Raw genomic sequence first — 26,191 nt, 5'->3', positions numbered from 1 at the left:
ACGCTGATCTATCGCGGGCGTTGTGCGAGCGTTACCCGGTTCGCGGCGCGTACATGATCACCGCGACGCCCGCGAGGCACAGCAGCGCGCCGATCACGTCGAACCGGTCGGGCCGGTAGCCGTCGGCCACCACACCCCAGGCCAGCGAGCCGGCTACGAAAACCCCGCCGTACGCGGCGAGGATCCGGCCGAAGTGCGCGTCGGGCTGCAGCGTGGCGACGAATCCGTAGAGCCCGAGCGCCACGATCCCCCCACCGATCCACGCCCAGCCGCGGTGCTCGCGCACGCCCTGCCAGATGAGCCACGCGCCGCCGATCTCCAGCACCGCGGCGGCGACGAACAGCAGGATCGACTTGAGGACCGTCACCGGCCGAAGGGGTTGCCGAGGGTCCCCATGTCGAAGTAGGCCACCGTCGACGTCCACAGAGGATTGACCGCGAACGCCACCGCCCCACCCAGCGCGACCACACACGTGAGCCCACCCAGCAGCACACCGGCGCGCGCCACTTCGCCCCCGTACTCGCGCCCACCGCCGGTCAGGCCCAGCACGATCGCCAGCACCCCGGCCAGCAGCCCCACGAAGAACAGCGCCCCCAGCACGAGCAGGAACACCTGCCCCACGATGGGGTACACCGGCCCCGCCTCCATCCTCGGCCGCACCAGCAACCACGCGATCCAGGTCGCCACGACCAACATGAAGGCCACCGCCGCAATCGCCACCGCCGCGACGGCCTGTCCCCGCCGGGGTTCCCGCTCGTTGTCCGGTTCGGTCATGCCCCAGTCATAGCACCCGAGCCTGGTTTTCGTCGGCCCTTCGGGTCAGCTTCACCGCCCTGGATCCCACCAAGATCGCCGACGACCTCACGACCGTCGGCGACTGCTGGCTCGTGTTCGACGAGAACGTGCGCCGCCGCGCTCTGCGTGGCCGGGCATACCCGCATTCAGCCGGATGAAGTTCTTCGGTGAACGTCGACGACACCACTGCTTTGACCACGACGGACAAAAGACAGGCACCGCAGTCACCCAGCTTGAACAGGCCGCCGCGGCGCTCGACGAAAGCGGGCAGGCGCTCGGCGAAGCAATCCAAGGCACACGGCCGATGGGCCGCCAATGATGCCCTGGCCGAGATGAAGCCGGTGACCAGCGGGACCCGAGATGACCTCTATCAAGTCACGCTGCACTACCTGCAGCAGGAACGGCATGGGTCAGACCGTGATCGGCTCGCACGTTGAAACCAATCTGGCCGTGCACATGCGCCAGGTCGACATCCGACTCGTCACGGTGGTGGTCAACCATCAACCGCACGATGGTCCGTTCGGCTGCGACACTCGTGATCCGCGCATACTTCGACGGCCACACCTCGACCGCGTTGGAAGTCGAGACAGCAGAGGAGCTGGCGACCATCCTCGCCAAGGTCGAGGGCGGCCGGGCCGGGGCAGGCCGCCCACCTGATCGTGGGTGATCCGGTGGGCGCTGCACTGACGGTCGGCCGCGATGGTGACCGCGGGGTGATCCGGTTCGCGACGGGTGACGCCGAGGTTTTCAGCAAGAACGCTATGCCTTATCCCCTGCCCGACGACGAAGAACTGCTCTACCTGGCCGGGACTGCTGAGGTGTTCTACCCGGACAATGCCGAGGTGCCGAGGTGCCGAGGAAGCTGGTGCTACAGGCGGCCCGGGAGTTCCTGGAGTCCGGTGGCGCGCGGGCCGGCGAGCATGGAGTGCTGAACCGCCGCGGAGCAGAACGACCGGCATGGAGCTGCAAGCCAACGCGGCGCCGTATAGACCGTTATACATCCACCGAAACAGAACAGGCCACCCCGCTGCGAGCGGAGTGGCCTGTTCCCTCGAAGGAGGCTCAGACGGTGAACCCGAGCGCGCGCAGCTGCTCGCGGCCGTCGTCGGTGATCTTTTCCGGGCCCCACGGCGGCATCCAGACCCAGTTGATCCGGAAGTCGCTCACGAGGCCGCCGGAGGTGAGGGCCGCGGAGGTCTGGTCTTCGATCACGTCGGTGAGCGGGCAGGCCGCCGACGTGAGGGTCATGTCCAGCGTGGCGGAGTTGTCCTTCTCCACGCGGATGTCGTACACCAGGCCGAGGTCGACGACGTTGATCCCGAGCTCGGGGTCCACGACGTCGCGCATCGCCTCTTCGATGTCCTCGATCTTGGCGACGTCGGCGGGCACCGACGACGCCGTCTGCTCCGGCAGGTCCGCGGCGGTGCGCCCCTCGCGGGGGTCGACGTCCGCCGACGGGGCCACGGTCTCTTCGCTCATGCCTTCTCAGCTCCTGTGGTGGTGCGGGCCACGGCGTCCTTGAACGCCATCCAACCGAGGAGGGCGCACTTCACGCGCGCCGGGTACTTGGCGACGCCGGCGAACGCGATGCCGTCCTCCAGCACGTCCTCATCGGGCTCGACCTTGCCCTTGCCCTGCATCAGTTCCACGAAGGCGTCCATGGTGGTGAACGCCTCCTCCACGGTGTGGCCGGTGACGAGGTCGGTCAGCACCGACGTGGAGGCCTGGCTGATCGAGCAGCCCTGCCCCTCGTACGACACCTGCTCGACCTTGCCGTCCGTGAGCTTCACGCGCAGCGTCACCTCGTCGCCGCAGGTCGGGTTGACCTGGAACGACTCGGCGTCGTACGGGTCGCTCAACCCACGCCCGTGCGGGTGCTTGTAGTGGTCCAGGATGATCTCCTGGTACATGCTCTCGAGGTTCATCAGGCAACCCCGAAGAACTTCTGCGCCTCGCGGATCCCGTCGACGAGGGCGTCCACTTCGGACAGTGTGTTGTAGAGGTAGAACGTGGCGCGCACGGTGGCCTGCGCCGAGCACGCCCGGTGCAGCGGCCACGCGCAGTGGTGACCCACGCGCACGGCGATGCCCAGGCTGTCGAGCACCTGGCCGGCGTCGTGCGGGTGCACGCCGTCGATCACGAACGACACCGCGCCGCCGCGGTCGGCCATGTCGGTCGGCCCGATGATGCGGACACCGTCGATGGCACTGATCCCGGCGAGCGCGTGCTCGGTGAGCAGGTGCTCGTGGGCGGCGATGCGCTCCATGCCGATCGCCGAGAGGTAGTCGACGGCCGCGCCGAGGCCGATGGCCTGCGACGTCATCGGCACGCCGGCCTCGAACCGCTGCGGCGGCGGTGCGAACGTGGAACCCTCCATGCGGACCAGCTCGATCATCGACCCGCCCGTGAGGAACGGCGGCATCGCTTCGAGCAGCTCGCTGCGCCCGTAGAGCACGCCGATGCCGGACGGCGCCAGCATCTTGTGCCCGGAGAACGCCGCGAAGTCCACACCCAGCGCGCCGAAGTCGACGTTGCCCTGGCCGTACACCCCGTGGGGCACCGACTGGCACGCGTCGAGCACGGTCAGCGCGCCGACCGACTTCGCCTTGGCCACGAGCACGTCGACCGGGTTGATCGTGCCGAGCACGTTGGACTGGTGCGCGAAGGCGACCAGCTTGGTGCGCGGCGTGATCAGCTCGTCGATGTCCGACAGGTCGAGCCGGCCCTCGGGCGTCACCTTGAACCACTTCAGCGTGGCCCCGGTGCGCTGGCACAGCTGCTGCCAGGGCACGAGGTTCGCGTGGTGCTCCATCTCGGTGATCACGATCTCGTCGCCGGGCCCGACCTTGAAGCGCTCGGACTCCGGGCCGGCCGTGCTCGCGTTGCTCATCGAGTACGCCACGAGGTTGATGCCCTCGGTGGCGTTCTTGGTGAACACGAGCTCCTCCGGGGAGGCACCCACGAACTCCGCGATCCGCGCGCGGGCGGACTCGTAGGCGTCGGTGGCCTCCTCGGCGAGCTGGTGCGCACCGCGGTGCACGGCCGCGTTGGAGGTCTCGAGGAACGCGCGTTCGGCGTCGAGGACCTGCGTCGGTCGCTGCGAGGTCGCGCCGGAGTCCAGGTACACCAAGGGTTTCCCGTCGCGCACGGTGCGGGACAGGATCGGGAAGTCGGCACGCAGTGCCGCCACGTCAAGGGGAACAGAGTTGGTCGGGCTGTTCGAAGCCGTGGTGGTCATCGAGCCAACTCCTCTCGGTGTAGTCGGGAACTTCTCGTGGTGCTGGCGAAACTCAGAGTGCGGCGGGCTCGGCCTTGCCCACGTACTTCACGTAGCCGTTCTCCTCGAGCTCGTCGGCGAGCTCCTTGCCACCGGACTCGACGATGCGCCCGTCGGCGAAGACGTGCACGAAGTCCGGGGTGATGTGCCGGAGGATGCGGGTGTAGTGCGTGATCAGCATGACGCCGACCTCGCTCGAAGCCTTGTACTGGTTGACGCCCTCGGAAACCACGCGCAGCGCGTCGACGTCGAGCCCGGAGTCGGTCTCGTCGAGGATGGCGATCTTCGGCTTGAGCAGCGCCAGCTGCAGGATCTCGTGGCGCTTCTTCTCGCCGCCGGAGAAGCCCTCGTTCACGGAACGCTCGGCGAACTCCTGCGAGATCTCGAGCTTGCCCATCTCCTCCTTGACCTCCTTGACCCAGTGGCGCAGCTTGGGAGCCTCGCCACGGACCGCGGTGGCCGCGGTGCGGAGGAAGTTGGACATCGAGACGCCGGGCACCTCGACCGGGTACTGCATGGCCAGGAACAGGCCGGCGCGGGCACGCTCGTCCACGCTCATCTCGAGCACGTTCTCGCCGTCCAGCAGCACCTCGCCGGAGGTCACCTGGTACTTCGGGTGGCCGGCGATGGCGTAGGACAGGGTGGACTTGCCCGAGCCGTTGGGGCCCATGATCGCGTGGGTCTCGCCCGACCGGATGGTCAGGTTCACGCCCTTCAGGATCTCCTTCGCACCCTCCTCGGTGTTCACCGAGGCGTGCAGGTCCTTGATTTCCAGGGTAGCCATTCTCAGTTTCCTAAAAGTCTGGTGTGGACGGACGAGGGGGCTCAGGCGCCCACGGCTTCGAGCTCGGCCTCGATGGCGGCCTCGAGGCGCTCGCGCACCTCGGGAACGTCGATCTTGACCAGGATCTCGTGGAAGAACCCGCGCACGACCAACCGGCGCGCGGAGTCCTCCGGGATCCCGCGCGACAGGAGGTAGAACAACTGCTCGTCGTCGAACCTTCCCGTCGCGCTCGCGTGGCCGGCGCCTTCGATCTCGCCGGTCTCGATCTCCAGGTTCGGCACCGAGTCGGCCCGCGCACCCGGCGTGAGCACCAGGTTCCGGTTGAGCTCGTAGGTGTCGGTGGCCTCGGCGGCCGCCCGGATCAGCACGTCCCCGATCCACACGCTGTGGGCACCGTCACCCTGCAGCGCGCCCTTGTACATCACGCGCGACTTGCAGTTGGGCACCGCGTGGTCCACGAACAGCCGGTGCTCCTGGTGCTGGCCGGCGTCGGAGAAGTACACGCCCAGCATCTCCACGTCGCCGCCGCGCTCGGCGAAGGCCGCCGTCGGCGAGACGCGGACCAGGTCGCCGCCCAGGGTGATCACGATGTGCTTCAGCGCCGCGTCGCGCCCGAGCTTGAGGTGCTGCTCGGACACGTGCACCGCGTCGTCGGCCCAGTCCTGGACGCTGACCACGGTGAGCTTCGCGGAGTCGCCCACGACGAACTCGACGTTGTCGGCGTAGGTACCGGAGCCCACGTGGTCGAGCACGATCACGGCCTGCGCGAACGCCTCGACGCGGACCTGCAGGTGCCCGTAGGCGACCTTGCCCTCGCCGGGGCCGTGGATGCGCAGCGTCGAGGGCTTCGACGCGGCGGTCTCCTTCGGCACCGTCACGACGGTGGCCTGGGTGAAGGACGAGTAGGCCTGCGCCGCGATCCGGTCGCTCGGCACGCCGGCCTCGCCGAGGCGGGCGTCGTCGCGGCCGACGGTCTCGATCTTCAGCTCGGGCGCGGCGTCCGCGTCCAGCGTGATCTCGCCGGACGCGACGGCCGTGCCGTCGTGGAGGCCGCGCAGGCGCTTCATCGGGGTGAAGCGCCAGTTCTCCTCACGGCCGCCCGGGACCTCGAAGGCCTCGACGTCGTAGGAGGTGAACCGCTCGGCGCGGGAGGCCGCCGGAATGACGGCGCCCTCCCGCATCGACTCGGCAACGTTGTTCTCGGTAACCGACATGACTAGCCGACGGACCCTTCCATCTGGAGCTCGATCAGGCGGTTCAGCTCGAGCGCGTACTCCATCGGCAGCTCACGCGCGATGGGCTCCACGAACCCGCGCACGATCATCGCCATCGCCTCGGCCTCGTCGAGACCGCGCGACATCAGGTAGAACAGCTGCTCTTCGCTGACCTTGGACACCGTGGCCTCGTGGCCCATGGACACCTCGTCGTTGCGGATGTCCACGTACGGGTAGGTGTCCGAGCGCGAGATCGTGTCGACCAGCAGGGCGTCGCAGACCACGCTGGAGCGCGAGTGGTGCGCCCGCTTCGCGACGCGGACCAGGCCCCGGTAGGAGGTCCGGCCGCCGCCTCGCGCCACCGACTTCGACACGATGGTCGAGGAGGTGTGCGGCGCGAGGTGCTCCATCTTGGCGCCCGCGTCCTGGTGCTGGCCCTCGCCCGCGAACGCGACCGAGAGGACCTCGCCCTTGGCGTGCTCGCCCATGAGGAACACCGACGGGTACTTCATGGTGACCTTGGAACCGATGTTGCCGTCGATCCACTCCATGGTCGCGCCCTCTTCGCACTTGGCGCGCTTGGTGACCAGGTTGTAGACGTTGTTCGACCAGTTCTGGATCGTCGTGTAGCGGCAGCGGCCGCCCTTCTTCACGATGATCTCCACGACCGCCGAGTGCAGCGAGTCGGACTGGTAGATCGGCGCGGTGCAGCCTTCGACGTAGTGCACGTAGGCGTCTTCGTCGACGATGATGAGCGTGCGCTCGAACTGGCCCATGTTCTCGGTGTTGATCCGGAAGTAGGCCTGCAGCGGGATGTCCACCTTCACGCCCTTGGGCACGTAGATGAACGAGCCGCCGGACCACACCGCCGTGTTCAGCGCGGAGAACTTGTTGTCACCGGCCGGGATCACGGAGCCGAAGTGCTCCTGGAAGATCTCCGGGTGCTCCTTGAGCGCGGTGTCGGTGTCCAGGAACAGCACGCCCTGCGCCTCCAGGTCCTCGCGGATCTGGTGGTAGACGACCTCGGACTCGTACTGCGCGGCGACACCGGCGACGAGACGCTGCTTCTCCGCCTCGGGGATGCCCAGCTTGTCGTAGGTGTTCTTGATGTCCTCGGGAAGTTCTTCCCAGCTGGCCGCCTGCTTCTCCGTGGAGCGCACGAAGTACTTGATGTTGTCGAAATCGATCCCGGAGAGGTCGGCCCCCCAGTTCGGCATCGGCTTCAGCTCGAAGAGCTTGAGCGCCTTCAAGCGGGCTTCGCGCATCCACTCCGGCTCGGACTTCTTCGAGGAGATGTCGGTGACGACGTCCTCGTTGAGTCCGCGGCGGGCGGTCGAGCCCGCCTCGTCGGAGTCGGCCCAGCCGAACGCGTACTTGCCAAGGGACTCGATGGTCTCTTCCTGGCTCAGTGGCGCGGTGGTGGGAGTGCGCTGCTCGGCAGCGGCAGTCATGCGGGTTTCCCTCCATTCGGGATCCGTGCTGTACGCCCCCGGTCCGCCCGCGCCGGCTGCGTCGCCGCAACCGCCTCGGTCGTCCCGGAGGGCCTGGTGCTGTCCGGCTCGGGAAGGGCCGGGATACCCGACGTGCCGACGGGTACGTGTGTGGTGCACGCGTTGTCGCCGCGTGCGATCGTCGCCAGCCGCTGCACGTGGGTGCCGAGCAGCCGGGCGAACGCCTCGGTCTCGGCCTCGCACAGCTGCGGGAACTCCGCGGCGACGTGCGCGACCGGGCAGTGGTGCTGGCAAAGCTGTTCGCCAACCCCGACCTGGCGGGTCGACGCAGCGTAGCCCTCCCTGGTCAGGGCCGTGGCCAGGGCCTCGGCGCGCTCCGCGGGATCACTCGAACCGGTGATGGCGGAGCGGTGCGGGCCCACCAGCGCGTCGACTCGGCTCTCGGCGAAGGCGCGCACGGCGTCGGGGCCGGCGTGCTCGGCGAGGAACCGGATGGCCGACACGGCGAGGTCGTCGTAGGCGTGCCCGAACCGGGCGCGGCCCGGCTCGGTGAGCAGGAAGAACTTGGCCGGGCGCCCGCGCCCGCGCGGACCGCGCCGGGGCGCGTCGCGCGTCTCGGCCTCGCCGTCGGCCACCAGCGCGTCCAGGTGCCGGCGGACGGCCGCGGGGCTGATGCCGAGCTGTTCCGCGACCACTACAGCGGTCATCGGACCCTGCTCGAGAAGCAGGCGTGCCACCTCGTGACGGGTGCGTCCTTCGGCCACATTGGCCGGGCTGACCTGCACGGGAACGCCGACGTCCGCGGTGCGCGGCTGATCGCCGAACTCCTCGCAGACCTCGTCCTCGGGCGTCCCGTTCTTTTTCACAACACAAGTGTGTCTTATTTCCGGCGCAGGAGCAAAGGCGGGGTGTCCGGCAGTGACCCGAGTCACCACGGAAGGGACTCGATACCCTTCCTGACGTGGCAGTCGGCGAGCAACCCGTGCAACGGGACCCGGAAGTGGGCACACCCGGCGACACGGCGACGGCCGTGGCGCCACCTTCGCCCGTCCGCCCGCACGAGCCGCAGCCGCTCGACCAGGCCGAACGCCGCGGCCTCGACATCGTCCGCCGCTTCGGCACGGTCGGCTCGCTGTTCCTCGCGCTCGGCTCGCTCGGCGCCGGCGCGGCACCGGTGATCAACCCGGTGCAGGACCTGCCGGTGCTGCGCCTGTTCACCCGCATCCCGACAGTCTCGCTCGCCATCGCGTTCTCGGGCATGGGCATCCTCGTGCTGAGCTGGCTCATGCTCGGCCGGTTCGCCCGGCCCGCGAGCGCCCGCCTGGCCGGCCAGGGCCAGATGGCCCGCACGATCGCGATGTGGGTGGCGCCGCTGCTGCTCATCCCGCCCCTGTTCTCCCGGGACGTCTACAGCTACCTCGCGCAGAGCGAGATCGTGCACCGCGGGATGGACCCGTACACCCTCGGCCCGGCCCAGGCGCTCGGCGTGGCCGACCCGCTCACCGCGGGCGTGGCCAACATGTGGCGCGAGACGCCGGCGCCGTACGGGCCGCTGCTGCTGCGCCTGGGCGGCTGGCTCGCGCCGATCGGCGGCAACAACATCGTGACGGGTGTGCTGCTGCAGCGCGGCCTGGCGCTCGTCGGCGTGGTCCTCATCGTGTGGGCCGTGCCGCGGCTGGCGCGCCGCTTCGGCGTGCAACCGGTCACGGCGCTGTGGCTGGGCGCGGCCAACCCGTTGCTGATCTTCCACTTCATCGCCGGCGCCCACAACGACGCGCTGGCCATCGGGCTGATGGTCGCCGGGCTCGAGGTCGGCATCCGGCGGCTGCCGGTGCGCATCAAGGGCGACACGCCGCCACCGCTGGCCCGGGGCGAACTGCTGTGCATCGGGCTCGGTGTCGCGATCATCACGCTCGGGGCCGCGGTCAAGGTGCCGGCGCTGCTCGCGTTGCCGTTCTTCGCCGTGATGGTGGCGCGGCGCTGGCACGGGCGGATCAAGGACCTCGTGTGGGCGGGCGTGCCGATGGCGGCGCTGTTCGGCGTGGTGCTCGTGGCCGTCTGCTACGGCACCGGCCTGGGCTTCGGCTGGATCGGCGCGCTCGGCACCCCCGGCCTCGTGCGGTCGTGGATCTCCCCCACCGCCGAGCTCGCGAACCTCACCGGGGTGCTCGGCATCGCGCTGGGCCTGGGCAACCACACCGACGCGCTGGTGCCCATCGTCGGTGCGCTCGGCTACCTGGTGACGGCGTTCGTCACCGTGAAATTCCTGTGGGCCAGCTTCAAGTGGCGCTACCGGCCCATCATCGGGCTCGGGGTGGCGCTCGGCGCCGCGATGATCCTGCAGATCAACCTGCAACCCTGGTACGTGCTGTGGGCCGTGATCCCCCTGGCCGCGGCGGCGGGCACGTCGCGGTTCCGCGTGGCCGCGACCGTGATCAGCGCCGGCCTGCCGTTCCTGCTGCCGCCCACCGGGAGCACGTTCGACGGCCACGCCTACATCCTGCCGTGGGCCTACGGCGCCGCCGTGCTCGTGACGCTCGGCGGGCTCGCGTGGGTGTACCGGCTTTCGCCGCTCCTGCTCTCCAGGACGTCCCCGGAACGGCCCGCCGTGGTGGACGTCGTATCGTGATTCGTTGTGGACAACCCCGCGGTCGAGATCACCGGCCTGGTGAAAAGCTACGGCTCCACCACTGCGGTCGACGGGCTCGACCTGCGGATGGAGCGTGGCTGCCTGCTGGCCTTGCTCGGCCCCAACGGCGCGGGCAAGACGACCACGGTGGAGATCTGCGAAGGGTTTCGCAAGCCTGACGCCGGAAACGTCCGGGTCCTCGGCCTCGATCCCGTGAAGAACAGCGCCCGGCTGCGCCCGCGCGTCGGCATCATGCCGCAGGGCGGCGGCGCCTACCCGGGTGTGCACGCGGCGGAGATGCTCGGCCTGGTCGCGTCGTGCGCGGCGAACCCGCTCGACCCCGCGTGGCTGCTCGACGTGCTCGGGCTGGCCGGCGCGAAGCGCACCCCGTTCAAACGCCTCTCGGGCGGGCAGCAGCAACGGCTTTCGCTCGCGTGCGCGCTCGTCGGGCGGCCCGAGCTGGTGTTCCTCGACGAGCCGACCGCGGGCATGGACCCGCAGGCGCGGCGCCTGGTGTGGGAGCTGCTGGCCGCGCTGCGCAGCGATGGCGTGAGCGTGCTGCTCACCACGCACCTCATGGAAGAGGCCGAAGCGCTCGCCGACCAGGTGGTGATCGTGGACCACGGCAAGGTCGTCGTCCAGGGCTCGCCCCACGCGCTGACGCTGGAAGAAGGAGACGCGGCGCAGCTGCGGTTCCGCGCGCGCACGCGGCTGGACCTGTCGCTGCTCACGGCGGCGTTGCCGGAGGGGTATCGCGTGACCGAGTCCTCGCCCGGCTCGTACCTCGTGGAAGGCGCGGTGGATCCGCAGGTGGTGTCGACCGTCACGTCGTGGTGTGCGCAACAGGGCGTGCTGCCCGAACAGCTGCAGGTCGGGCGGCGCACGCTGGAAGAGGTTTTCCTCGAGCTGACCGGACGGGAGCTGCGAGCGTGAGCACGACGTTCCCCGAAGGCACCTTCACCCCCGCGCCGGGCCGCGGGCCGCTGGGCCGGATGCTGCGCACGCACGCGCGCGTCGAGGCCGCGTTGACGCTGCGCCACGGCGAACAGCTGCTGCTCACGCTGATCATCCCGCTCGCGCTGCTCATCGGCCTGAGCCTGCTCGACATCCTGCCCGCGAGCCAGCTCGGCTCGACGTCCAAAGTGGACTGGATCACGCCGCGGATCCTCGCGCTGGCCGTGATGTCGTCGGCGTTCACGGGACAGGCCATCGCGCTCGGCTTCGACCGGCGCTACGGCGTGCTCAAGCGGCTTTCGGCCACCGCGCTGCCGCGCTGGCTCCTCGTGGCCGGGCGCGTGGTCGCGGCGCTCGTGGTGGTCTTGCTGCAGTCGATCGTGATCGGCGTGGTGGCGGCGTTCCTGGGCTGGTCGCCTTCGGGCGCCGGGATCGCGGCGGCGATCGTGCTGCTGGTGCTGGGCACGGCCGCGTTCGGTGCCCTGGGCGTGCTGCTGGGTGGCGCGCTGCGCGCCGAAGCGGTGCTGGCGCTGGCCAACATCGTGTGGTTCGTGCTGCTGCTCGCCGGCGGAATCCTGCTGGCGCCTTCGGCTCTGCCGACGGGCCTCGGCGTGGTCGTCTCGCTGCTGCCCTCGGGCGCGCTCGCGGAAGGCATGCGTGCGGCACTGGTCGACGGCCACTTCGCCTTCGGGCCGATGGCCGTGCTGGCGGTGTGGGCGATCGTGGCCGGACTTATCGCGACACGGACCACAAAACTCACCTGAGTGCCCGTGAAACGGGTGTGAGAAAAGCGTCTCCACGCACACAGCAGGAAAGCGCGGAATTGTGCGCGAGTACGATTCCCCCGTGTCTCTTCGCAGTTTGATCGCCCGCCTGCCCTATCCGTCCGTCGCGGTCCAGGGGGCCGTCGGGATCGCCTCCGTGGTGGCGATGGGCGGCATCGGCGTCACGGGGTCCGTGGTGCGGGTGACGGGTTCGGGCCTCGGCTGCCCGACGTGGCCGCAGTGCGTGCCCGGCAGTCTCGTGCCGGTGCAGCACCCCGGGATCCACGCGGTCAACCAGTGGATCGAGTTCTCGAACCGCATGCTGACGGGCGCGGTCATCGTCGTGGCCGCCCTGGCGGTACTGACGGCGTGGCGCATCCTCATCGACCACCCGAGCCGCAAGCGCCTGCTGGTGCTCGCGTGGACGATGCCGGGCGGTGTCGTGCTGCAGGCCGTGCTCGGCGGCATCACGGTGCTGGCGAAGCTGGAATGGTGGACGGTCGCGATCCACTTCCTCGCGTCCACGCCGTTGATCTGGCTCGCCGTGCTGCTGCTGCGCGCGTTCCGCGAAGGCGACGAACCCGCGCGCCCGCTCGTGCCGCCATTGGGCCGCAAGGTGCTGGTGCTGCTGACGGTACTGATGTGGGCCGTCCTCATCGCCGGCACGACCGTCACCGGCGCCGGCCCCCACGGCGGCGACATCCACACCCACCGCCTCGACGTTCCCATCGAGAAGCTCGCCCAGGTCCACAGCGGACTCCTGATCGTCTACCTCGTGGTGCTCGCGGTCTTCGGCCTGCAGCTGCTGCGCGTGGGCGCGCCGAAGAGCGTGTGGCAGCGCTACGCGTGGGTCTGGGCGGTGGCGCTCGCGCAGGGCGTGCTGGGAACGGTGCAGTACGCGCTCGGCGTGCCCGAGGCGATGGTGTCGTTCCACGTGCTCGGCTCGGCCCTGGTCATCGTCGTCACCGCGACGCTGTGGACCAGCACCCGCGACCGCGGCCCGGCGGTCTCGCTGGAGCCGGCACCCCCGGCGGACCGCGAACTCACCCCGGCCGGCTGACGCCCCGGACGGCCACGTCTTCGTAACTCTCCGTCGGCTCGCCGTCGGCGCAGCGGACAGAACGGGCACCTACCCTTCGGCTCGGAACCGCCATCCGAAGCGCCGCGAGGTGACGCTCATGACGTCCGTCCCGTCCAGCACCGTGAAGCCGTTGATCTCCGGACGCCGGGGTCCGGCGGAGATGGTCGTGCTCAAGACGTTTCTGCTGGTGCCGTTCGTGGCGCTGGTGGCCGCCGTCCCGCTGCTGTGGGGCTGGGGGCTCAGCTGGGTCGACGCGGCGCTGTTCGCGGTCTTCTACACGTTCGGCACGCTCGGTGTGACCGTCGGGTACCACCGTTACTTCACGCACGGTGCGTTCAAGGCGCCGCGCGCGCTGCGGATCGCGCTGGCGGTGTCGGGGAGCATGGCGGTGCAGGGCTCGGTGATCTTCTGGGTCGCGAGCCACCGCCGTCACCACGCGTTCGCCGACCGCGAGGGTGATCCGCACTCGCCGTGGCTGTTCGGGACGTCGCCGGCGGCGTTGCTGCGCGGGTTCTGGCACGCGCACATGGGCTGGATGTTCAAGCGCGAGGTGACCAACGCCGACCGCTTCGCCCCGGACCTCGTCGGCGACCGCGACCTGCGGCTGGTGAACCGGTTCTTCGCGCTGTGGATCGCGCTGAGCGTCGCCCTGCCGGCCGCGCTGGGCGGGCTGATCACGTGGTCGTGGTGGGGCGCGGTCACGGCGTTCTTCTGGGCGGGCCTGGTGCGCATCGCGTTGCTGCACCACGTGACCTGGTCGGTCAACTCCGTGTGCCACCTGATCGGCGAGCGCCCGTTCGCCAGCCGTGACAAGGCCGCCAACTTCTGGCCGCTCGCGATCCTGTCCATGGGCGAGTCGTGGCACAACTCCCACCACGCCGACCCGACCTGCGCCCGCCACGGCGTGCTGCGCGGCCAGGTCGACGTGTCGGCGCGCGTGATCTGGCTGTTCGAGCGCTTCGGCTGGGCCACCGACGTGCGGTGGCCCCGGGCCGATCGCCTGGCCGCCAAGCGGAAGCAGCCGGCCTAAGCCGCGAGCAGGCGCAGCAGGCGCGCGGTCTCCTCCTCGACGGCCGCGCGCCCGAGCCGCACGTACTTGCGCGGGTCGACGACGTCCGGCCGCTCGTCGAGGAACTGCTTGAGCGAGCGGGTGAACAGGCCGTTCAGGTGCGTCGAGATGTTGATCTTCGTCATCCCGCTCTCGACGGCGCCGCGCAGTTCCTCGTCGGACAGGCCGGACGAGCCGTGCAGCACCAGCGGCACCGCCACCGCGTCGCGCAGCCGCGAGACGAGCGCGCGGTCGACGCTGGCCGTGCGCGACACCATGGCGTGCGACGTGCCGACGGCGACCGCCAGCGCGTCGACGCCCGTGGCCTTCACGAACGCGGCGGCCTCGGCCGGGTCGGTGCGGGCGCCGGGAGCGTGGACGCCGTCCTTGCCGCCGACCTCACCCAGCTCCGCCTCCACGGCGATGCCTGCCGCGTGGCACAGGTCGGCGATCTCACGGGTGGTGCGCACGTTCTCGTCGTAGGGCAGGCGGGACCCGTCGTACATGACGCTGTCCACGCCGAGCTCGACGCCCTCGCGCACCAGGTCCTGGTCCTCGATGTGGTCCAGGTGCACGAGCACCTCGACCTTCGCCCGCCTGGCGATCTCCAGCGACGCGAGCGCGATCGGCGCCAGCCCGCCGTGGTAGCGCACGCAGTTCTCACTGATCTGCAGCACCACGGGCACACCGGCCTGTTCGGCACCGCTCGCGATGGCCTCGGCGTGTTCGAGCAGGATCACGTTGAACGCGCCGACCCCGGCGTTGCGCTCACGCGCCGACGCGAGGATCCGGGCGAGAGCCGGGCGGGTGATCATGCGGGTTCTCCGTTCGATTCGAGAAAACGTCGGTAGGCCTCGAGGTCGACCTCGCCCGCCACCGGACGCAGCACGGCCGCCGCCCCGAGCGCGGCCGCGCGGCGAAGGGCTCGGTCGAGCGGGACGCCGTCGACGAGCGCCTGTGCCAGGCCGGCGGTCGCGGCGTCGCCGGCTCCGGTCGGGTTTCCGGTGACGCCGCGGATGGCGGGGATTTCAAGGAGTTGTTCGGCGGTGTGCGCGGCAATCCCCTCGGCGCCACGCGAAACGACCACCAGCCCGGCGCCTCGTCGCGCCAGTTCGGCGGCGCCGGCGGTTTCGTCCACAGTGGACGTCGCTTCGAGCAGCTCCGCGAGGTTCGGCTTCACCACGTCCGCCCCGGCGTTCGCCGCTTCCAGCAACGCGGGCCCGGAAACGTCGGCGAGCACCCGGACACCGGCTTCGTGCGCCGCCCGCACCCAGTCGCCGAGCAATCCCGCCCGCGCCCCTCGCGGCAACGACCCCGAGACCACCAGCAGGTCCGAGCCCGCCAGCCGCCGCCCGAGCAACTCTGCGAACGCCGCCCACTCGGCTTCGCTCGTCTCCGGCCCGGGCTCGGTGTAGACGGTCGGATGCCCCTCACCCACGACGGTCACCGTCGTGCGCGTCTCCCCCGCGAGCGGCGAGACTTCATGCGGCACAGTCAGTTCGCCCGCGACCCACCGCCCGGCCTCACCCCCGAGCGGCAGCAGTGCCAGTACCTCGACCCCCAGCCCGGCCAGCACCCGCGCGACGTTCAGCCCCTTGCCCCCGGGCCTCCGCTGAACCTCCAGCACCCGATTCGTCTCCCCGGGCTCGTGCCGCGCCACGCGGTAGGTGACGTCGACCGCCGGATTCGGCGTGACCACGACGATCATCGGGCCACTCCCGCGGCCGGCAAGTCCTGCGCCGGCAACGTCGCAGCGAGCGCGGGAGGGCGCCCACGACGAACGAGTCCTCCACCGACAGGCGCCGCGCGACCTCGGTGCGCTCGCACGATCACCGACTCGTACCGCGCCACGCCATCGGTGGCTCCCCCTGCCGGATCGAGCACAACGCCGGTCATCGGGCCATTCCCGCGGCCAGCATGTCCTGCGCCAGCAGCGTCGCGCCGATGACCGCCGCCGCGTCGCCGTGGTGGGCGCGGACGAGGGCGGGAGCGCGGAGGATGCCGAGGCGCGCGGCGACCTCCTGGGTGAGGGGGTCGAGCAGGAGGGCGCCCGCTTCGGCCAGGCCGCCGCCGACCACGACGGTGGCGCAGCCCACGGCGGCGGTGGTCCAGGCGATGGATTCGGCGAGCACGCGGACGCACTCGCGCCAGGCGGCCAGCGCGGCGCCGTCGCCGCCGCGGACACGTTCGGCGACGGTGAAGGCGTCGGGGGCGCCGGCGTGGCGGGCGAGGGCCGAGGCGGAAGCGACCTCCTCTACTCGGCCGCCGCCGGCCAGGAGCACCTGGCCGATTTCGCCGGCCCACGGGCTGTCGAGCACCCGGCCGTCGACCACCAGGGCGCCGGCCAGGCCCGTGCCGACGGCGGCGAACAGCACCGGTTCCGAAGACCCGGCCGCAGCACCCGTGCGGACCTCGGCGAGCGCGCCGGCGCGGACGTCCTGCCCGAACGCCACCGGCACGGCCACCGCAGCGGACACGAGTTCCCGCACCGGAACGTCGCGCCAGCCGAGGTTCACGGCCTGCAGGCACAAGCCGGCGCGTTCGTCGACGATGCCGGGCACGACGAGGCCCACCGCGTCGACCGGGTACCACTCGGTGGCGCGGCGCACGAGCCCCGCCAGCGCCTGCGGGTCGCCCGTCGGCGTGGGTTCGCGCCACTGCGCGAGCACCGCGCCGTCGTCGCCGGTGACGCGCGCCTTGACCGTGGTGCCGCCGACGTCGACACCCAGCACGGCCATCAGGTGAGGATGACCGAGCGCGTGAGCGAACGCGGGTGGTCGGGGTCGAGCCCGCGGCGCACGGCCAGCGCGACCGCGAACCGTTGCACCACAACCAAAGCCGCCATCGGGTCGAAGTCGTGGTGGACGAACGTCGCGCCGGTGCGGGCGATGTCGTCGGCCAGGCCCTCGGGCGTCGCGCCGAGCGACCACACGAGCCGGCCGGGCTGCGCGATCGCGATCGGGCCGTGGCGGTAGTCCATGGCCGGGTACGACTCCGCCCAGAACTGCGCGGCCTCGCGCGTCTTCAGCGCGGCTTCGAACGTGAGGCCCACGGCGGCGTCGCGGCCGATGAAGCTCACCTGCTCGGCGTCGAGCAGGTCGGTGATCGGCACCTGCAGCGCCTGCTCGGCCTGCGCCGCCAGCGCGTCGACGTCGTCGCCGAGCCCCGCGCGCAGCAGCGCGAGCGTGGTCGTCGCGAACCGCGTCTGCACCACGGATTCCTCGTCGGCGAAGGGAAGTTCGACGACCTCGCCGGCCACCGCGGCGGCCGGCGCGTCGCCGACGGCCGTGATCAGCACCGTGCGCTGCGAACCGAGTGCGCCGAGCAGGTCGACGATCTCGGTCGTGGTGCCGGAGCGCGAGATCGCGACCACTCGGTCGTACTGGCGCTCACGCGGGTACTCGGACCCGGCGAACGCGTCGGTCAGGCCGTGCCCGCGCTGCTCGCGCGCGACGGCGTAGCTCATGGCGATGAACCAGCTGGTGCCGCACCCGACGACGGCGACGCGTTCCCCCGGCTGCGGCAGCGCGCTCGCGACGGAGGGGAACAGCTCGGCCGCCGTACGCCACATCTGCGGTTGGGACGCGAGCTCACGGGACACGAAGGAGTCGGACATGGAGACCTTTCGAGCCAAGGGCGATCGACGTGATCGCAGACGTGAGCATAGACGATCATTCTTGATTGGAGTGAGCGATATACGTCATCTTCAATCATCCGGCTCAGTGGAGATGACCTCTAGGATGAGTCGGTCCTGCCCTCGACCTCGAACGCGAGCCGCCCGATGACACCCCAGCAACGCCTCAACGCCCTGCTCGAGCTGGTGAGCGAACGAGGGAACGTGACGATCACGGAGATCGGCGAAACGCTCGGCATCTCCCCCGCCACCGCGCGCCGCGACCTCTCGATCCTCGCCGATCAGCGCCTGATCACCCGCACGCACGGCGGCGCGGCGGCCCTCGGCGCCGGCTACGAGCTGCCGCTCCAGTACAAGATCGCGCGCCAGGCCGAGGCCAAGACCGCGATCGCCCGTACCGCCGCCGAGCTGGTCCGGCCCGGCGAAACGGTGGGGATCAACGGCGGCACCACGACCACCGAGGTCGCCCGCGCGCTCGGCAAGAGCGAGCGGTTCATCCGCGCCGACGGCGAGACCGGCCTGACCATCGTCACCAACGCCCTGAACATCGGTTACGAGCTGTCGGTGCGCGCGCACGTGAAGATCGTGGTCACCGGCGGCGTGGCCCGCCGCCAGTCCTACGAACTGGTCGGCTCACTCGTGTCCAACGCGCTCGCCGCGTTCGCCCTCGACACCGTGATCCTGGGCGTCGACGGGCTGAGCGCGCAGTACGGCGCCACCACGCTGCACGAGGGAGAAGCCGAGGTCAGCCGGCACTTCAGCCAGGTCGCGCGGCGCGTGATCGTGGTCGCCGACGCCACGAAGCTGATGAAGTCCACCTTCGCGCGCATCTGCCGCCTCGCGGAGATCGACGTGCTGGTCACGGACGCCGAAGTGCCCGCTTCGTTCGCCGCCGAGCTGGCCGCCGCGTCGGTCGACCTCGTGGTCGCGAGCTGACCACGAGCCGGCCCCGAGCCGATCGCGGACCGGTCACGGCCCGAGTAACGGTTCGCGCACGCGTCTGAGCAGACTTGTCATCGCGTGTTGTGCATTAGTGATTGGTTTGCCATCATGCAGATCAATATCACGCAGAGGTGAGGTGACCAGGTGGGAAACGGCGAAGCTGTCCGCGTGGGTGTGGTGGGAGTCGGCCAGCGGGCCGTCATCGCCCGGCACATCGCGGAGTCCGGGCTGGCCGCGACCGTGGTGGCCGCGGCGGACCCGACCGAGGCCGGCCGCGCCCGGGCCCGTGAGCTGTTCGGCGAGATCGACGTCGTCGAGCAGCACACGGACCTGATCGAGCGCAAACTCGTCGACGCCGCGATCGTGACCGCGCCGGACTGGACCCACGCCGAGATCGCGGTCGACCTGCTGCGCGCGGGCATCGCCGTCTACCTCGAGAAGCCGCTCGCGATCACGCTCGAAGACGCCGACGCCGTGCTGGCCGCCGCGCAGGAGTCGAACACACCGCTCTACATCGGACACAACTTCCGACACTCGGGCGTGGCCCGGGCGCTGCGCGAAGTCGTGGCCCGCGGCGAGATCGGCGAGGTCAAAACCGTGTGGTGCCGCCACTTCGTCGGCAACGGCGGCGACTACTACTTCAAGGACTGGCACGCCGACCGCAGCAAGGTCAACTCCCTGCTGCTGCAGAAGGCCAGCCACGACCTCGACGTGATCCACATGCTCGCCGGCGGCTACACCCGCCGCGTGGTCGGCATGGGCCGGCTCGCGGTCTACGGCGACATCACCGACCGCGGCGGCCACGAGAACGAGCTGATGCAGGACTGGTTCTCCTTCGACAACTGGCCCCCCGCCACGCAGACCGGCCTCAACGAGGTGGTCGACGTCGAGGACGTCTCGATGGTGCTGATGACCCTTGACAACGGCGTGCTCGCCAGCTACGAGCAGTGCCACTTCACCCCGGACTACTGGCGCAACTACACCGTGATCGGCACCGAGGGCCGCGCCGAGAACTTCGGCGACACCGGTGGCGGCGTGGTGAAGGTCTGGAACCACCGCCGCGGCTGGTCGACCGAAGGCGACCGCGAGTACCCGATCTCGGGCGTCGAGGAAGGCCACGCCGACGCCGACCTGCTCACGATGACCGAGTTCCTGCGTTACGTGATCGACGGCGAGACCCCGACGCTCTCCCCGGTCGCCGCCCGCGAGGCCGTGGCCGCAGGCGCGCTCGCCACCCGGTCGCTGCGTACCGGCTCGGTCCCCCTCGACGTGCCCGAGCTGCCCGCCGCCGTGCGCGCGCACTTCCCCACCGGCACCCGCTGACCTCCCGATCCTCCCCCGCCCGCTGAAAGGAATCCCGATGGCCTCATTCCCCCGCCGAGCCCTGGCCGCCGTGGCCGGCACGGTGGCCGCCGCCACACTCGCCGCGTGCTCGTCCACGGGTGCGTCCACAGCGTCCGATTCGGACACCCCGTACAGCCCGCCCGACGCGAACATCTCGGCGAACCTGACCTACGCGGTCTGGGACCAGACCCAGGTCAAGGCGATCAACGCCAACCTCGCCGAGTTCACCAAGAAGTACCCGAACGTCAAGGTGAACGTGGACGTCACGCCGTTCGCCAACTACTTCACCAAGCTGCAGACCGAGGCCTCCAGCGACAGCCTGCCCGACCTGTTCTGGATGAACGGCCCCAACTTCCAGCTCTACGCGAGCAACGGCAAGATCGAGCCCATCACCGGCGAGGTCAAGGCCGGCGCGATCGACCCGAAGAACTACCCGCAGTCGCTGGACCAGCTGTACACATTGGACGGTGTGCAGTACGGCGTGCCGAAGGACTTCGACACCATCGGCGTCTGGATCAACAAGGCGCTGTTCGCCGAGGCCGGCGTGCCGATCCCGAGCAAGGACTGGACGTGGGCCGACTTCCAGTCCACCGCCGCGCAGATCTCCCAGAAGCTCGCGAGCAAGGGCGTCTACGGCATCTCCGCCGGCATGGACGGCCAGACCACCTACTACAACACCATCTTCCAGTCCGGCGGCTCCGTGATCTCGCCCGACGGCAAGACCTCGACCTACGACGACCCGAAGACGCAAAAGGGCATCCAGTTCTGGACCGACCTCGTGAAGTCCAAGGCGATGCCGACCATCAAGCAGCTCACCGACACCACCGGTGACCAGTGGTTCGTCTCCGGCAAGTCGGCGATGTACCAGGGCGGCAGCTGGGCCCGTAGCGAGGTCGCGGCCGCGCCGATCGCCAAGGACGTCGCGGTGCTGCCCGTGCCGAAGGGCGACCAGCAGGCGACCGTGATCCACGGTCTGTCCAACGTGGTCGCCGCGAACAGCCCGAACAAGCAGGCCGCGCAGGCGTTGCAGGTGTTCCTGGCGAGCAAGGAAGCCCAGCAGCAGCAGGGTGACCTCGGCGCCGTGATCCCGGCCTACACCGGCACGCAGGACGCGTTCGCGAAGTCCATGCCGGGCGTGGACCTGCAGCTGTTCCTCGACGAGGTCTCCTACGCCAAGCCGCTGCCGGTGTCGAAGAACACCGCCGCGTGGAACACGCTGGAGACCAACCTGCTGCCCGACGCCTTCGACGGCACCAAGCCCGTCGACGCCGTGCTGAAAGACCTGACCTCGCAGATGAACGCGGACCTGGCCAAGGAATGAGTGCCGTGTCCGCCGACGTCTCCGAGTCCGCTCCGGCGCCCGCCGCTCCCGCCACCCGGCGGGCGCGGCGCGGCGTCCGGCGCGGGGACGGCCTGTGGCCCTGGGCGTTCGTGCTGCCGCTGCTGGCCGGCGTGCTCGTCTTCTACATCTGGCCGATCCTGCAGACGGCGTTCTACTCGTTCACCACCTGGGGCGTGTTCGGCGGCTTCAAGTGGTCCGGGCTGGACAACTACAGCCGGCTGTTCACCGACCCGCAGCTGTACCGGTCGCTGCTGAACACCCTGATCTACACGGCGGTGGTGCTGCTCGGCGTGCCGATCGCGGCCTGGCTCGCGAGCCTGCTCAACACCCCGGGCCTGCGGTTCGCGCAGTTCTACCGCGTGCTGTTCTTCCTGCCCTACGTGGCGATGCCCGCCGCCGTGGCGCTGGTGTGGCGGATCATCTTCAACGGCGACTACGGCATCCTCAACTGGGCGCTGTCGCTGATCGGGATCCCCGGCCCGTCGTGGGTCAACACGCCGGGCTTCGCGCTCGCCGCGGTGGCCGTGGTCGGCCTGTGGTCGTCGCTGGGCTTCTCGATGATCGTGCTCGGCGCGGGCCTGAAGAACATCCCGCCGGAGCTGTACGAAGCCGCCGAGCTCGACGGTGCGAGCCGCTTCCGCCAGTTCCGCTCGATCACGCTGCCGCTGCTGGCGCCCAGCGTGTTCTTCGTGGTCGTGGTGACCACCATCGCGAGCTTCCAGCTCTTCGACCTGCTGTACGCGTTGCTGGGCAACCACAACGCGGTGCTGCCGAAGACGATGTCGCTCGTCTATTACTTCTACAACGCGGGTTTCGTCGAGAACGACAAGGGTTTCGCCGCGGCGATCGCGATGGTCATCTTCGTGCTGATCGGTCTCGTCACGCTCCTGCAGTTCCGCTTGCAACGGAGGTGGGCCGGAAATGCCTAGAGCCCGACGCCGGCAGTCCCACGCCCTGATCCACCTCGTGCTCGGGGTCGGCGGCCTCATCATGGCCTTCCCGTTCCTGTGGCAGATCGTGATGTCGTTGTCCACCAACGCCGAGGTGCAGAGCGTCACCCCCACGTTCTGGCCCGCGCACCTGCAGTGGTCCAACTACGCGGTGGTGTTCCAGCGGCTGCCGTTCCTGTCGCAGCTGTGGACGTCGGTGCTCATCACGGTGATCCGCACCCTCGCCCAGATCGTGCTGTGCACCCTGGCCGGCTACGCGTTCGCCCGCATGCGCTTCCGCGGCCGCGCGGTGCTGCTGGGGCTCGTGCTGTCGATCCTGCTGGTGCCCTCGCAGGCCTACCTGATCTCGCAGTACCAGATCGTGCAGAACCTCGGCTGGCTCAACACCCTGGCCGGCATCGTCGCGCCCGGGCTGTTCAGCGCGTACGGCACCTTCCTCATGCGCACGGCCTTCCTCAACCTCCCGGCGGAGCTGGAGGAGGCGGCGCGCATCGACGGCAGCGGGCCGTTGCGGACGTTCTGGAGCGTGCTGCTGCCCGTGGTGCGCCCGAGCATCAGCGTGCTCGCCATCTCGGCCGTGCTGTGGTCGTGGAACGAGCTGCTGTGGCCGCTCGTGGTGTCCACGCGCGCCACGCAGATGCCGCTGTCGGCCGCGCTGGCCACCCTGGCCGGCGACGTGACGGTGAACTACCCCGTGCTGATGGCCGCGAGCCTGCTTGCGATGGCGCCGATCCTGATCCTGTTCATCCTGCTGCAACGCCGGGTGATCGACGGGCTGGCGTCCTCGGGCCTGAAGTAACCCGTGAACTGAACTAGGCCAGCTGCTGCCGCACCGCCGACGCGAACCTCAACGGGGCCCCCGCGTCGGCGTTGCGGAAGCCGAGTGACGGTTCGGCCAGCTCGAGCTCCAGCACGAGCGGGTGCCCGTCCTCGCCGCGCACGATGTCCGCGCGGGCGTAGAGCAGTTCGGCCCGCAGGATGCCCATGAGCGAGCACGCCGCGTCCAGGGCGTCCTCCGCGACGGCGCGCACACCGGACGCCGGGACGGCCGGCGCGAGCTTCTCCGTGAGGAACAGGCCCGACGGGTCGGTGCCGGCCCCGAGCATCGCGCCCTTCGTGAAGGCGTGCGAATAAACGCCGCCGAAGTACACGAGCGCGATCTCGCCCTGGCTGTCCACACTGGACTGGTACGGCTGGACGACGGCGGTGCGGCCGTCGGCGTGCAGCTCGCGCAGGTGCTCGGCCGCGCCCGCGGCGTCGGCGCCGAAACGGGCGGCGCCGCGCGAACCCGCGCCGACCGACGGCTTCACCACGAACGGCACCTTCGGCCACTTCGCCTGCTCACCCGGCTCGACCAGCGTGGTCGGCACCGTGGGCACGCCCGCGTCGAGCAGCTCGACGAGATAGGCCTTGTCGGTGTTCCAGCGCACGACCGCGGCGGGATTGGCCAGCGTCGGCACGGTCTCGCACCAGTCGAGGAACTCGGCGCGGCGCTCGGGGTAGTCCCAGGTCGCGCGCAGCACCACGAGGTCGGCGGTGGAGAAGTCGGCGCCCGGGTCGTCCCAGACGGCCCAGCGGACGCCGAAGCCGAGGTCGTCGAGGGCGGCCGCGGCGGCGGTGTCGTCGCCGTCGCCCTCCGGCATCTGCGCGCAGGCGACGAAGATCGCTTCGCGGTTCACCGGCCGGCTCGCGGACCGGCCATCTTGCGGCGGTGGGCCGCGCCGATCTTGGTCGCCTTCACGGTCTCGCTGTCCCATTCGGCCGGTTCGAGGTCGTCGACCGCCTCGACGAGCGCCGTGCCCGTCTCCGGGGCCGGCACGATCACGTCGCCGAGGGCGCCGTCGGCTCCGACGAGCACCACGCGGGCGCCGATCCGGCCGATGTTCTCGACCACCGCGCGCGACGGTTTCCCGTGCCGCGCCACGAAGTCACGGGCGGCGGCCAGCTGCCGTCCGGTCGGTGCGGGGGGCGTCTGCTCGGTCTCCTCAGCCACGTCGGCGAGCTTAACCGGTCTCACCCGGTGACGCGGAACAAGCGTGGTGTCGGCCATAGTTGGCACCGGTGAGTGCCCAACCCGACGCGAGGAGGAAACATGCCGTCCGCTGTGCAGGTCAGGACGACCGGTGGTCCCGAGGTACTGGAGGTCACCGAGGTCGAGGTCGGCTCGCCCGGTGCCGGTGAGCTGCTGGTGGACGTGGCCGCGGCCGGCGTCAACTACATCGACACCTACCAGCGCCAGGGCATCTACCCGATCGACCTGCCGTTCGTGCTCGGCCTGGAGGGCGCGGGCACCGTGGCCGAGGTCGGCGAGGGCGTGACGGCGTTCGCCCCGGGTGACCGCGTGGCCTGGCAGGGCTCGCTGGGCAGCTACGCGGCGCGCAAGCTGGTGCCCGCGGCCGTCGCCGTGAAGGTGCCCGCCGGGGTGTCCGACGAGGTCGCCGCCGCCACGATGCTGCAGGGCATCACCGCCCACTACCTCGTGCGCTCGACGTACGAGGTCAAGCCGGGCGACGACGTGCTGGTCCACGCCGCGGCCGGCGGTGTCGGCCTGCTGCTGGTGCAGCTCGCGAAGGCGCGGGGCGCGCGCGTGATCGGCACGGTGTCCACCGAGGAGAAGGCCGAGCTGGCCCGCGGGGCCGGCGCCGACCACGTGATCCGCTACGACCGCGAGGACTTCGCCGAGGTCACGCGCGAGCTGACCGACGGCGAGGGCGTGCACGTGGTCTACGACGGCGTCGGCAAGGACACCGTCGACGGCAGCCTGGCCAGCCTGCGCATCCGCGGCATGCTCGCGCTGTTCGGCGCGGCCAGCGGCCCGGTGCCGCCGATCGACCCGCAGCGCCTCAACTCGGGCGGCTCACTGTTCCTGACCCGCCCGACGTCCGGCCACTACGTCCGCACGCGCGAGGAGCTCGACTGGCGCGCGGACGAGCTGTTCGCCGCCGTGACCGACGGTTCGCTCGACATCCGCATCGGCGGCCGCTACCCGCTGGCCGACGCCCGCAAGGCGCACGAAGACCTGCAGGGCCGCCGGACGACCGGGAAGCTGATCCTCGTCCCGTGACGCGATCCGCCGGGCCAGGTGGGTGCCTGGCCCGGCGGTTCAGCGCTGCTTGGGCTTCTTGGGCTGCTTCGGGTTCTTCGGCTTCTCGGGTGGCCGTTCCGTGACGGAGACCGCCCGCCAATGGAAGCCGTCCTGCTCGGCGCGCTCGACGGTGAACTCGACCTCGGCACCGGCGCTCAGCCGCCGGAACCCGGGCATGTCCACGTGCGAGTAGTGGGCCCAGACCTGCTCGGGCACCGTCCGCGACTCCAGCACGCCCCAGCCGTCCTCGTCGTGCCAGAGCACGACCCAGCCGCGGTGGACGGTGCGGGCCACGGCTCAGCTCTTGTCGTTCGGCACCGTGACGGCGTCGGTGACGAAAACGAGGGTCTCGTTCGGCGCGATGCCGTTGCCGCCCTGACCGTAACCGAGGTCGGGCGGGATGATCAGCAGCCGGCGCCCGCCCTGCTTGATGCCGACGAGGCCCTGGTCCCAGCCGGGGATGACCTCGCCCGCGCCGAGCGTCAGGTCGAAGGTCTGGCCGCGGTCGAACGAGCTGTCGAGCTTCTGCTTGTCCGACCAGGTGACCAGCGAGTAGTTCATCGACACTTTCTGGCCGGCCTTCGCGCCGTTGCCGGTGCCCGCGACCAGGTCCTTCGTGATCAGCTTCTTCGGCGGATCGCAGTCGTCCGGGATGGTGATCGTCGGCGCCTGGCCGAAGGTCCCGGTGGTCTTGATGTCGTCCGCGGTGCACTCGCGGCCCTTGGTCTGGGCGGCCTGCGCGGCCGAGCTCGACGGTGCGGCGGGCGCGGACGGCTGGGACGGCTGCTGGGTACTCGCGCTCGTCGAGTCGTCACCGCACGCGGACAGGCTGAACGCCGCGGCCACCGCCACGGCGCCCACGGAGGCGATCTTGCCGATTCTCTGCATGCCCGGCAC

General features: G+C 70.4%; 31 protein-coding genes. 14 read left to right on the top strand and 17 right to left on the bottom strand.

Annotated features, from left to right (window positions below; translation table 11 throughout):
• Window positions 1-31 precede the first annotated feature (31 nt).
• Both AB0878_RS28640 and AB0878_RS28635 read right to left on the bottom strand, forming a co-directional pair.
• The gene (locus tag AB0878_RS28640) at window positions 32-367 is read right to left on the bottom strand and encodes a YnfA family protein (protein ID WP_366583314.1); all 336 of its coding nucleotides are present in this window, start codon (window positions 365-367) and stop codon (window positions 32-34) included.
• A complete protein-coding gene (locus tag AB0878_RS28635) occupies window positions 364-774 on the bottom strand; it encodes a hypothetical protein (protein WP_366583313.1) in 411 nt (136 codons plus the stop codon). The genes AB0878_RS28640 and AB0878_RS28635 overlap by 4 nt, the downstream gene beginning before the upstream one ends.
• 175 nt (window positions 775-949) lie before the next feature.
• On the opposite strand from AB0878_RS28635, the gene AB0878_RS28630 reads away from it, so the two are divergent.
• Genes AB0878_RS28630 through AB0878_RS28620 form a run of 3 tightly spaced genes read left to right on the top strand, consistent with a single transcriptional unit; the run spans window position 950 to window position 1,727 of the window.
• On the top strand, window positions 950-1,114 hold the full coding sequence (locus tag AB0878_RS28630) for a hypothetical protein (RefSeq protein ID WP_366583312.1): 165 nt from the start codon (window positions 950-952) through the stop codon (window positions 1,112-1,114).
• A 41-nt stretch (window positions 1,115-1,155) separates the two neighbouring features.
• A complete protein-coding gene (locus tag AB0878_RS28625) occupies window positions 1,156-1,452 on the top strand; it encodes a DddA-like double-stranded DNA deaminase toxin (protein ID WP_366583311.1) in 297 nt (98 codons plus the stop codon).
• 14 nt (window positions 1,453-1,466) lie between these two features.
• Window positions 1,467-1,727 (top strand): hypothetical protein, encoded by a 261-nt coding sequence (locus AB0878_RS28620; RefSeq protein WP_366583310.1) that lies wholly within the window; start codon window positions 1,467-1,469, stop codon window positions 1,725-1,727.
• Window positions 1,728-1,857: 130 nt separating this feature from the next.
• Here AB0878_RS28620 and AB0878_RS28615 read toward each other — a convergent pair whose 3' ends face one another.
• Genes AB0878_RS28615 through AB0878_RS28585 form a run of 7 tightly spaced genes read right to left on the bottom strand, consistent with a single transcriptional unit; the run spans window position 1,858 to window position 8,306 of the window.
• Entirely contained in the window at window positions 1,858-2,274 is a 417-nt protein-coding gene (locus AB0878_RS28615) for a metal-sulfur cluster assembly factor (protein WP_366583309.1), read from the bottom strand.
• The gene (gene sufU / locus AB0878_RS28610) at window positions 2,271-2,720 is read right to left on the bottom strand and encodes a Fe-S cluster assembly sulfur transfer protein SufU (protein WP_366583308.1); all 450 of its coding nucleotides are present in this window, start codon (window positions 2,718-2,720) and stop codon (window positions 2,271-2,273) included. Before sufU ends, AB0878_RS28615 begins: the two co-directional genes overlap by 4 nt.
• Complete coding sequence (locus tag AB0878_RS28605; RefSeq protein WP_366583307.1) at window positions 2,720-4,033, bottom strand: cysteine desulfurase; 1,314 nt, start codon at window positions 4,031-4,033, stop codon at window positions 2,720-2,722. The genes sufU and AB0878_RS28605 overlap by 1 nt, the downstream gene beginning before the upstream one ends.
• A 52-nt stretch (window positions 4,034-4,085) precedes the next feature.
• Window positions 4,086-4,856: a Fe-S cluster assembly ATPase SufC gene (gene sufC / locus AB0878_RS28600; protein WP_354882361.1), complete on the bottom strand. Its 771-nt coding sequence runs from the start codon at window positions 4,854-4,856 to the stop codon at window positions 4,086-4,088.
• Window positions 4,857-4,897: 41 nt separating this feature from the next.
• Window positions 4,898-6,070: a Fe-S cluster assembly protein SufD gene (gene sufD / locus AB0878_RS28595; RefSeq protein WP_366583306.1), complete on the bottom strand. Its 1,173-nt coding sequence runs from the start codon at window positions 6,068-6,070 to the stop codon at window positions 4,898-4,900.
• Between the two features lie 2 nt (window positions 6,071-6,072).
• Window positions 6,073-7,521, bottom strand: a complete 1,449-nt coding sequence (sufB, locus tag AB0878_RS28590; protein ID WP_364047737.1) for a Fe-S cluster assembly protein SufB — start codon at window positions 7,519-7,521, stop codon at window positions 6,073-6,075.
• Window positions 7,518-8,306, bottom strand: a complete 789-nt coding sequence (locus AB0878_RS28585; protein ID WP_366583343.1) for a metalloregulator ArsR/SmtB family transcription factor — start codon at window positions 8,304-8,306, stop codon at window positions 7,518-7,520. Before AB0878_RS28585 ends, sufB begins: the two co-directional genes overlap by 4 nt.
• A gap of 245 nt (window positions 8,307-8,551) precedes the next feature.
• Here AB0878_RS28585 and mptB point away from each other — a divergent pair, with 245 nt between their 5' ends.
• The 5 genes from mptB (at window position 8,552) to AB0878_RS28560 (ending at window position 13,979) form a co-directional block, all read left to right on the top strand.
• The gene (mptB, locus tag AB0878_RS28580) at window positions 8,552-10,150 is read left to right on the top strand and encodes a polyprenol phosphomannose-dependent alpha 1,6 mannosyltransferase MptB (protein ID WP_366583342.1); all 1,599 of its coding nucleotides are present in this window, start codon (window positions 8,552-8,554) and stop codon (window positions 10,148-10,150) included.
• Window positions 10,151-10,156: 6 nt separating this feature from the next.
• On the top strand, window positions 10,157-11,083 hold the full coding sequence (locus AB0878_RS28575) for an ABC transporter ATP-binding protein (protein ID WP_366583305.1): 927 nt from the start codon (window positions 10,157-10,159) through the stop codon (window positions 11,081-11,083).
• Between the two features lie 59 nt (window positions 11,084-11,142).
• Window positions 11,143-11,868, top strand: coding sequence for an ABC transporter permease (locus AB0878_RS28570; protein WP_366583341.1), 726 nt, complete (start codon window positions 11,143-11,145; stop codon window positions 11,866-11,868).
• A gap of 82 nt (window positions 11,869-11,950) precedes the next feature.
• Window positions 11,951-12,928, top strand: a complete 978-nt coding sequence (locus tag AB0878_RS28565) for a COX15/CtaA family protein (protein WP_366583304.1) — start codon at window positions 11,951-11,953, stop codon at window positions 12,926-12,928.
• Window positions 12,929-13,046: 118 nt separating this feature from the next.
• Window positions 13,047-13,979: an acyl-CoA desaturase gene (locus AB0878_RS28560; RefSeq protein ID WP_366583303.1), complete on the top strand. Its 933-nt coding sequence runs from the start codon at window positions 13,047-13,049 to the stop codon at window positions 13,977-13,979.
• Here AB0878_RS28560 and AB0878_RS28555 read toward each other — a convergent pair.
• The 4 genes from AB0878_RS28555 to AB0878_RS28540 form a co-directional block, all read right to left on the bottom strand.
• A complete protein-coding gene (locus tag AB0878_RS28555; RefSeq protein ID WP_366583302.1) occupies window positions 13,976-14,812 on the bottom strand; it encodes a class II fructose-bisphosphate aldolase in 837 nt (278 codons plus the stop codon). The genes AB0878_RS28560 and AB0878_RS28555 overlap by 4 nt on opposite strands.
• Window positions 14,809-15,705 (bottom strand): 1-phosphofructokinase family hexose kinase, encoded by an 897-nt coding sequence (locus AB0878_RS28550; protein ID WP_366583301.1) that lies wholly within the window; start codon window positions 15,703-15,705, stop codon window positions 14,809-14,811. The genes AB0878_RS28555 and AB0878_RS28550 overlap by 4 nt, the downstream gene beginning before the upstream one ends.
• Before the next feature lie 184 nt (window positions 15,706-15,889).
• Window positions 15,890-16,735, bottom strand: coding sequence for an ROK family protein (locus tag AB0878_RS28545; protein ID WP_366583300.1), 846 nt, complete (start codon window positions 16,733-16,735; stop codon window positions 15,890-15,892).
• Window positions 16,735-17,613 carry a sugar isomerase gene (locus AB0878_RS28540; RefSeq protein WP_366583299.1) on the bottom strand — a complete coding sequence of 293 codons (879 nt, stop codon included), beginning with the start codon at window positions 17,611-17,613 and terminating at the stop codon, window positions 16,735-16,737. Before AB0878_RS28540 ends, AB0878_RS28545 begins: the two co-directional genes overlap by 1 nt.
• A 165-nt stretch (window positions 17,614-17,778) precedes the next feature.
• Here AB0878_RS28540 and AB0878_RS28535 point away from each other — a divergent pair, with 165 nt between their 5' ends.
• From AB0878_RS28535 to AB0878_RS28515, 5 genes are all read left to right on the top strand, one after another.
• Complete coding sequence (locus AB0878_RS28535) at window positions 17,779-18,567, top strand: DeoR/GlpR family DNA-binding transcription regulator (protein ID WP_366583298.1); 789 nt, start codon at window positions 17,779-17,781, stop codon at window positions 18,565-18,567.
• Between the two features lie 174 nt (window positions 18,568-18,741).
• Window positions 18,742-19,896 (top strand): Gfo/Idh/MocA family oxidoreductase, encoded by a 1,155-nt coding sequence (locus AB0878_RS28530; protein ID WP_366583297.1) that lies wholly within the window; start codon window positions 18,742-18,744, stop codon window positions 19,894-19,896.
• 37 nt (window positions 19,897-19,933) lie between these two features.
• On the top strand, window positions 19,934-21,238 hold the full coding sequence (locus AB0878_RS28525) for a sugar ABC transporter substrate-binding protein (protein ID WP_366583296.1): 1,305 nt from the start codon (window positions 19,934-19,936) through the stop codon (window positions 21,236-21,238).
• Between the two features lie 5 nt (window positions 21,239-21,243).
• On the top strand, window positions 21,244-22,188 hold the full coding sequence (locus AB0878_RS28520; protein ID WP_366583295.1) for a sugar ABC transporter permease: 945 nt from the start codon (window positions 21,244-21,246) through the stop codon (window positions 22,186-22,188).
• A complete protein-coding gene (locus AB0878_RS28515) occupies window positions 22,181-23,008 on the top strand; it encodes a carbohydrate ABC transporter permease (RefSeq protein WP_366583294.1) in 828 nt (275 codons plus the stop codon). The genes AB0878_RS28520 and AB0878_RS28515 overlap by 8 nt, the downstream gene beginning before the upstream one ends.
• 13 nt (window positions 23,009-23,021) lie before the next feature.
• Here the strand turns inward: AB0878_RS28515 and AB0878_RS28510 are convergent, their stop codons facing one another.
• Window positions 23,022-23,888 (bottom strand): hypothetical protein, encoded by an 867-nt coding sequence (locus tag AB0878_RS28510; RefSeq protein ID WP_366583293.1) that lies wholly within the window; start codon window positions 23,886-23,888, stop codon window positions 23,022-23,024.
• A complete protein-coding gene (locus AB0878_RS28505; RefSeq protein ID WP_366583292.1) occupies window positions 23,885-24,202 on the bottom strand; it encodes a hypothetical protein in 318 nt (105 codons plus the stop codon). Before AB0878_RS28505 ends, AB0878_RS28510 begins: the two co-directional genes overlap by 4 nt.
• Window positions 24,203-24,301: 99 nt before the next feature.
• Between AB0878_RS28505 and AB0878_RS28500 the strand changes: the two genes are divergently transcribed.
• The gene (locus AB0878_RS28500; protein WP_366583291.1) at window positions 24,302-25,273 is read left to right on the top strand and encodes a quinone oxidoreductase; all 972 of its coding nucleotides are present in this window, start codon (window positions 24,302-24,304) and stop codon (window positions 25,271-25,273) included.
• Window positions 25,274-25,312: 39 nt separating this feature from the next.
• Here the strand turns inward: AB0878_RS28500 and AB0878_RS28495 are convergent, their stop codons facing one another.
• Together AB0878_RS28495 and AB0878_RS28490 are read right to left on the bottom strand one after the other, a co-directional pair.
• Window positions 25,313-25,588 carry a cold shock domain-containing protein gene (locus tag AB0878_RS28495; RefSeq protein ID WP_366583290.1) on the bottom strand — a complete coding sequence of 92 codons (276 nt, stop codon included), beginning with the start codon at window positions 25,586-25,588 and terminating at the stop codon, window positions 25,313-25,315.
• A gap of 3 nt (window positions 25,589-25,591) precedes the next feature.
• A complete protein-coding gene (locus AB0878_RS28490; protein ID WP_366583289.1) occupies window positions 25,592-26,182 on the bottom strand; it encodes an FKBP-type peptidyl-prolyl cis-trans isomerase in 591 nt (196 codons plus the stop codon).
• Window positions 26,183-26,191: the final 9 nt, after the last annotated feature.

The sequence above is a fragment of the Amycolatopsis sp. NPDC047767 genome (assembly GCF_040704195.1).
GTDB lineage: Bacteria > Actinomycetota > Actinomycetes > Mycobacteriales > Pseudonocardiaceae > Amycolatopsis.
Note: the sequence above shows the minus strand (reverse complement) of the source record. Positions and strands in the feature narration are given on the sequence as shown.